The organism is Inquilinus sp., assembly GCF_039594555.1.
In the GTDB taxonomy this organism is placed as follows: Bacteria; Pseudomonadota; Alphaproteobacteria; order DSM-16000; family Inquilinaceae; genus Inquilinus.
Map to the genome: position 1 here is coordinate 1 of NZ_JBCNNF010000385.1, position 6,536 is coordinate 6,536.

At 67.4% G+C, this 6,536-nt stretch carries 6 protein-coding genes; 4 read left to right on the forward strand and 2 right to left on the reverse strand.

The features are described from left to right. A partial coding sequence (locus tag ABDW35_RS29270; protein ID WP_343717376.1) for a hypothetical protein occupies positions 1-343 on the reverse strand: 343 nt, incomplete at its 3' end. Positions 344-551: 208 nt separating this feature from the next. On the opposite strand from ABDW35_RS29270, the gene ABDW35_RS29275 reads away from it, so the two are divergent. From ABDW35_RS29275 to ABDW35_RS29285, 3 genes are all read left to right on the forward strand, one after another. Then, positions 552-1,994: a PBSX family phage terminase large subunit gene (locus ABDW35_RS29275; protein WP_343717377.1), complete on the forward strand. Its 1,443-nt coding sequence runs from the start codon at positions 552-554 to the stop codon at positions 1,992-1,994. A gap of 433 nt (positions 1,995-2,427) precedes the next feature. Further along, positions 2,428-3,141: a hypothetical protein gene (locus ABDW35_RS29280; RefSeq protein WP_343717378.1), complete on the forward strand. Its 714-nt coding sequence runs from the start codon at positions 2,428-2,430 to the stop codon at positions 3,139-3,141. After that, positions 3,099-3,704, forward strand: coding sequence for a hypothetical protein (locus tag ABDW35_RS29285; protein ID WP_343717379.1), 606 nt, complete (start codon positions 3,099-3,101; stop codon positions 3,702-3,704). Before ABDW35_RS29280 ends, ABDW35_RS29285 begins: the two co-directional genes overlap by 43 nt. Positions 3,705-3,832: 128 nt before the next feature. On the opposite strand, the gene ABDW35_RS29290 is transcribed toward ABDW35_RS29285, so the two are convergent. Continuing rightward, positions 3,833-4,339, reverse strand: a complete 507-nt coding sequence (locus ABDW35_RS29290) for a hypothetical protein (protein WP_343717380.1) — start codon at positions 4,337-4,339, stop codon at positions 3,833-3,835. Between the two features lie 283 nt (positions 4,340-4,622). On the opposite strand from ABDW35_RS29290, the gene ABDW35_RS29295 reads away from it, so the two are divergent. After that, entirely contained in the window at positions 4,623-6,377 is a 1,755-nt protein-coding gene (locus ABDW35_RS29295) for a cytochrome c biogenesis protein DipZ (RefSeq protein ID WP_343717381.1), read from the forward strand. Positions 6,378-6,536: the final 159 nt, after the last annotated feature.

Here is a 6,536-nt window from a genome sequence, read left to right on the forward strand (position 1 = left end):
CGCGGCGATCCTCCTCGCCCTCCTCGGACGATTCGTAGACCGCCGCCATCATCACCAGCGTCACGCGCAGCCCGTGCCGGTCCTCCCGGGCCGCCTCGCGCCGCGCCGCGGCCTTGCGCCGCTCCGCCTCCCGCCGGGACAGCGTGTCCTTGAGCAGCAGGGTCAGCCGCACGGCACGCGCGACGGTGGCGATCCGCTGGCAGTAGTCGACGCCCGGCACCGGCGCCTGCAGCGCCTCCTGCTGCGTCGCCCGGGCGATCGACATCTGGATCTCGACCAGCTCCGCCAGCACGCACAGATCCGCCGCCCGCTCCCCCTGGGGAGCGGCCGGGCTGTCCGGCATCGGATCGGTCTGCGCGCACTCCATAGAACATATCATGAACCAGAATGCAGATTAATACAAGTGCACAATGTGTTAACTGGAGCCGCCCGACCTTATGTTCGTGTTTTGTTCTTGACGCGAGGCCACGTCGAACGGCATATTTCAGGCACTGTCGAAGAGTTGCGCCCGCCCGGCCCCGCCGCGGCGGGCTTTTTCGTGGGAGGCCGACATGCAGAGGGGTACGGCAAGAGAGAGGCCGGGCTGGACCGGCTTCGCCGCGCGGTGGCGCGGCGATGTCGCCCGCTTCGGTGGCGGCCACGTCCGGGGTCGGGTCCTGCCGGACCGGATCCTGGTCCTGTGCCTGGAGACGGCGCGCCGCCTGGCCGGCGCGGCCGGGGCCCGGCTGGGGCTGGGCCAGGCCCATCGGGATGTCCGCGGCCGGGACGGGCGGCCGGAGGGCGTGCCGCCCGCCTTGCCCGCCCTGCCCCGGCCCGACCTGGCGCCCGCCTTCGAACCGCTGCTGGAGCGGTCCCGCTACAAGGGCGCCTATGGCGGCCGCGGCTCCGGCAAGTCGCACGCCTTCGCCGAGCTGCTGGTGCGGCGCTGCATCGAGGCGGCGCCGGTGCGCGCGGTGTGCATCCGCGAGGTTCAGCGTTCGCTCGACCAGTCGGTCAAGCGGCTGATCGAGGACAAGATCCAGGCGCTGGGCGTCGGCGCGCATTTCCGGGTGCGGGCCGACCGGATCCTGGCGCCCGGCGGCGGCCGGATCATCTTCCAGGGCATGCAGAACCACACGGCGGAGTCGATCAAGTCGCTGGAGGGCTACGACATCGCCTGGGTCGAGGAGGCGCAGGCGCTGTCGATCCGCAGCCTCGACCTGCTGCGCCCGACCATCCGCAAGAAGGGGTCGGAGCTGTGGTTCTCCTGGAACCCGGTGCGGGCGGACGACCCGGTCGACGCGCTGTTCCGCGGCGGGCCGCCGCCGCCCGGCTCCGTGCTGGTGCCGGTGAAATATTCCGACAACCCGCATTTCCCGGAGGTGCTGCAGGCGGAGATGGAGTGGGACCGGGCGCGCGACCCGGACAAGCACCAGCATGTCTGGCTCGGCGGCTATCGCACCCACAGCGAGGCCCGGGTGTTCGAGAACTGGCGGGTGGAGGCGTTCGAGACGCCGGCCGACGCCCGCTTCCTGTTCGGCGCCGACTGGGGCTTCGCCCGCGACCCGACGGTGCTGCTGCGCTGCTTCGTCGAGGGCCGGACGCTGTTCGTCGACCACGAGGCCTATGCCGTGGGCTGCGAGATCGACCGGACGCCGGCCCTGTTCGACACCGTGCCGGGGTCACGGTGGGGCCCGATCATCGCCGACAGCGCCCGGCCGGAGACGATCAGCTACATGCAGCGCCAGGGCTTCGGCGCCATCACCGGGTCGACCAAGGGCGCGGGGTCGGTGCAGGAGGGGATCGCGTTCCTGAAGGCGCACGACATCCTGGTGCATCCGCGCTGCCGCCACCTGATCGACGAGCTGGCGCTGTACAGCTACCGCACCGACCCGAAGACCGGCGTGATCCTGTCCGAGCTGGAGGACCGCGAGAACCACGCCATCGACGCCCTGCGCTACGCCGTCGAGAGCCTGCGGCGGAGCACCTATGACAGCTCGATGAAGTGGGTTTGAGGGGGGTGCCGGCTGCATCAGTGGAGGCGGGAAATTTGGGGGTGGGAGTGCTGGGCACTCAGCCTCCGATCGCCCGCACCACCCAAATTCTTGTGTCTTACAAGAGGGATACAGTCCAAGAGGATGAGCAGCCACAAAATAGTACAGTGGCACTGGATTTCTCATCCGACGCGCTCGTGATGTCGCCGATTGCATATCGGCCCGAAGCGCGGCCTAAGCGGGAATGGTTCACGAACGCATCCAGACACTCTATCATGGGCATCGCGATCAGAATTTAGGCGCTGCTGGTGTTTGTGTGCGATTTGGTAAGGGACCGTGCGGATATCTAACAGAAGCCAGACAGGCTGAAATTCAGTTCATTGCGATCCCAATATCGACCTGAGCATTCAAGCCACATATTTAGATAACCCCGTATTATCACTGGACATAAATTATGCTGAAATCACTCAGCGAATCTGCATCAGCGGTCACTGTCATATTGGCCATACTTTCGCTAACCAGCACTTTTGAGAGCTTTACGAATGCCCCTCTGATCTTCCGACTTCTGATCACTGGCATTTTGGCGTTGCTGGTGGCCTCGACAGTCGCAGATCGGTTCGGCACCTGGGCCAAGGCGGACCCGGAGCTTCCCGGTTTCGGCCGAGAGACGCTTCCGACCTCGATCAAACGCCTTGAGGCATCTACCGTCCTTCTGATTCTGATTTACCTGATACTGATCGGCGCGGCGTGGTTTCAGACCGATCGCTACGCACTCATCGTCATAGAATCGCGGACGGGCGATACCGCGACCCTGCATCTGAAAGCCCCGTCGCGACCCGTGGGGAAGATGACAGTGCCCTTGCCGGGCCCTGGGAGCGATTGCGATTGGCACAGCATGGCTGAACCCGACAGCCTTCGACTGACTGCACGAACGGTCGATTGGGATACCCCGATCCGAAAGCTGAATGTCCTCGATTTCGCCTGGCCGCAGGAAATCGATATCGAATGCCGCCCCTCGACCAGCCTGTCGGGCCGGGTGCTGGTGGATTCAGGCGCGGTCGAGATCTTTGTCGGGAATGAGCGGTGGTGGTGGCGTTTCTGGATCTTCATCCTGGGAGGATTGATATGGTCGTTCGCTATGTGGCGCCTGTACTCATCATCTCGCTAGCTGGCGCCCTTAGCCTGCTGGGCTCCGCTCACGGACAGCAGGAAGGCCCAAAAAGACATGACGGTCGTATTATCGACTATCGCCAGTCGACTCCCGTTATAGCAACAGTCAAAGCATGGCGAAACTCCGACCCGACAAATGATCGCGACACCTGCCCGCCCTACGGCGACGCACCGCTGGCGGCCGGCACTTCGATGGGCGACGGAACCTTCACTTTCGTGATCGACGCATCGACCCCGACCTACACGATGGTCTACTGCGCGGACGGCTACTATCCTCGGGCCGACCGTGACCTACCCAACGGACCCGACGGCACGCCGATCATTCCTGTGCCGGCGCGACTTTGGCCCATAGATGAAAACCCCGCGAAATCAGCGATCTACCCCGATGCCGTACGGGCCCGACTGTTAGTGTCACTGAACGAGTTGGCCTATCTCCGAAGCCTTAATGCGGAAGCCTTCAATTCAGTCGTCTTGACCTATTCCAAGGAGGTGGGTGGAGGAGGCGCCGAGGCTGTTCAGGCTCTCGCGTCGGCAACGGCGAGATGGGGCAACCAGAAGTGAAGCCACCGGAATTCAGTGACAGTGCTTGAGTTCTTAGTTCGGCAACAGCTTTGGCGCCGCCCTGTACTGCTGCCAAATTCATTACGTGCACTGTCGCCGAATTCCCTCACGTAATCGACGGCAAGGCCTCACTGACGCGCCAGTGTCAGATTCGTCGTCACGCGCGGCGCCCCCTGCCCGCCGCGATCCGTCACCAGGATCTGGAGCCGGTCCGGGGCCAGGCTGACGATCCGCATGTCGGCCGTCATCTGGCCATTGACCGGCTGGGGCCAATTGATCAGCACGTCGATCGCCGGACCGTCCAGCCGGCCGGTCAGCCGGGCCGGCCCGACCCTCGACCCCGTATAGGTCCCGGTCACCCGGCCGGATCGGGGATCGACGGACAGGTCGGCGCTGACCGACCGCGAGAAGATCCAATAGGCCCGGCAGGTGCCATCGAGCGCGATCCGGTCCGGCTGCCGCTGCAGCACCGTGAAGTCGCAGCTCACCTCACGGGGCGTCGCATCCGGCCCGTCCGCGACCACGCCCTCGGCATTGAAGGAGCCGGTGTACCGGTCGAGAGGCGCGGCGGCGGCCGATGCCGCGAGCATCGCAGCGACGCCGCCCGCCATGCATGAGAGCCCGGGACGAGGCATCTCCCATCTCCCTTGGACCACCAGAGCCACCTCATCGCATCGCCCGCCGGAAAGCAACATACAACGAGCCAAGAACCGGCCCTGTAACACTGCGACGGTGTCGGGCGAACAGATCGTCGGGACGCTGTGAATTCGGTGACAGGGCATGACGTTTGCAGTGCGGCGGGACGCCGGTGGGCGGCATCCCGGGCCAACACCATCTAACAGCGGCTAACGGGCGAAGCGCCGGCCGCTGCCCCATCTCATCTCCAGTGCCTCGCCACCGAAATCCCGAGAACCGGACATGCTGCTGTTCCTGCTGGCCTATCTGGGCGGCGTGCTGACCATCGTCAGCCCCTGCATCCTGCCGGTGCTGCCCTTCGTCTTCGCCCGGGCCGACCGGCCCTTCCTGAGCAGCGGCCTGCCGATGCTGGTCGGCATGGCCGCGACCTTCGCCATCGTCGCCACGTTGGCGGCGGTGGCCGGCGGCTGGGCCGTCGCCGCCAATGAAGGGGGCCGCATCGCCGCCATCGTGCTGCTGGCGCTGTTCGGCCTGACCCTGCTGCTGCCGCATCTGGCCGACCGGCTGACCCGACCGCTGGTGGCGCTGGGCAGCCGGCTGTCGCACTCCGCCGAACAGGGCGGCACGGCGCGGTCGCCCGCGGCGGCGTCGCTGCTGCTGGGCGTCGCCACCGGCCTGCTCTGGGCCCCCTGCGCCGGCCCGGTGCTGGGGCTGATCCTGACCGGCGCCGCCCTGAACGGCGCCAACACCGGCACCTCGGTGCTGCTGCTGGCCTATGCGCTGGGCGCCGCCACCTCCCTGGCCCTCGCGCTCCTGGTCGGCGGCCGGGTGTTCAAGGCGATGAAGCGGTCGCTCGGCGTCGGCGAATGGATCCGCCGCGGCCTGGGCGTCGCCGTGCTGGCCGGGGTCGCGGCCATCGCGCTGGGCCTCGACACCGGCCTGCTGACCCGCGTGTCCCTGGCCAGCACGACCTCGCTGGAGCAGGGGTTGATCGACAGGCTGCAGCCGGCGCCCGCCGGCCCGCCCGCCTCCGTCGCCATGACCGGCAGTCCCGCCATGAAGGCCGAGGCCCTGCCGGTGCTGGGCACCTTCCCGTCGCTGTCCGGCGCGGTCGACTGGCTGAACTCCCCGCCGCTGACGGCGGAGGGGCTGAAGGGCAAGGTGGTGCTGGTCGATTTCTGGACCTATTCCTGCATCAACTGCCTGCGCGCCATCCCCTATGTCCGGGCCTGGGCCGAGAAGTACAAGGACCAGGGCCTGGTCGTGATCGGCGTGCACGCGCCCGAATTCGCCTTCGAGCGCAATGTCGACAATGTGCGCAAGGCGATCGCCGACCTGAAGATCGATTACCCGGTGGCGATCGACAACAACTACGCCATCTGGCGCGCCTTCGAGAACGAGTACTGGCCGGCGCATTACTTCATCGATGCCGAGGGCCGGATCCGGCACGAGCATTTCGGCGAAGGCGATTACGACGGGTCCGAGCGGGTGATCCAGCAGCTGCTGGCCGAGGCCGGGCACACCGACGTCGCCGGCGGGCTGGCCACGGTCGACGCCCAGGGCGCCGAGGCGGCCTCGGACCAGGCCGATGTGCGGTCGCCCGAGACCTATCTCGGCAGCAACCGGGCCGAGAACTTCGTCTCGCCCGGCGGCTTCGTGCAGGACGCCAGCCACGTCTATGCCGCCGGGATGCCGCGGCTGAACCAGTGGGGCCTGACCGGCGACTGGACGGTCGGCGGCGAGAGTGCCGCGCTGAATCGGCCCGACGGCGGCATCGTCTATCGCTTCCACGCCCGCGACCTGCACCTGGTGCTGGGCCCGGCGGCGGATGGGAAGCAGGTGCGCTTCCGCGTCACCATCGACGGCCAGGCGCCGGGCGACAGCCACGGCACCGACACCGACGCCGCCGGCCGGGGCATTGTGACCGGCCAGCGCCTGTACCAGCTGGTGCGGCAGGACGGCCCGGTGGCCGACCGCACCTTCGAGATCCGGTTCCTGGACCCCGGCGTCCAGGCCTTTGCCTTCACCTTCGGCTGACAGCGGAGCTGAGCCATGCCCCTCTTCCCGATACGACCCTCCGCCGCCTGGCGGCGCCTGCCGGCCCTCGCCGGCGCCCTGTCCCTGCTGGCGGTCGCCGCCGGCCTCGCGGTCACGCAGTCCTCGGCCGAGGAGGCGCGGCTGGTGCCGCCGCCCGCG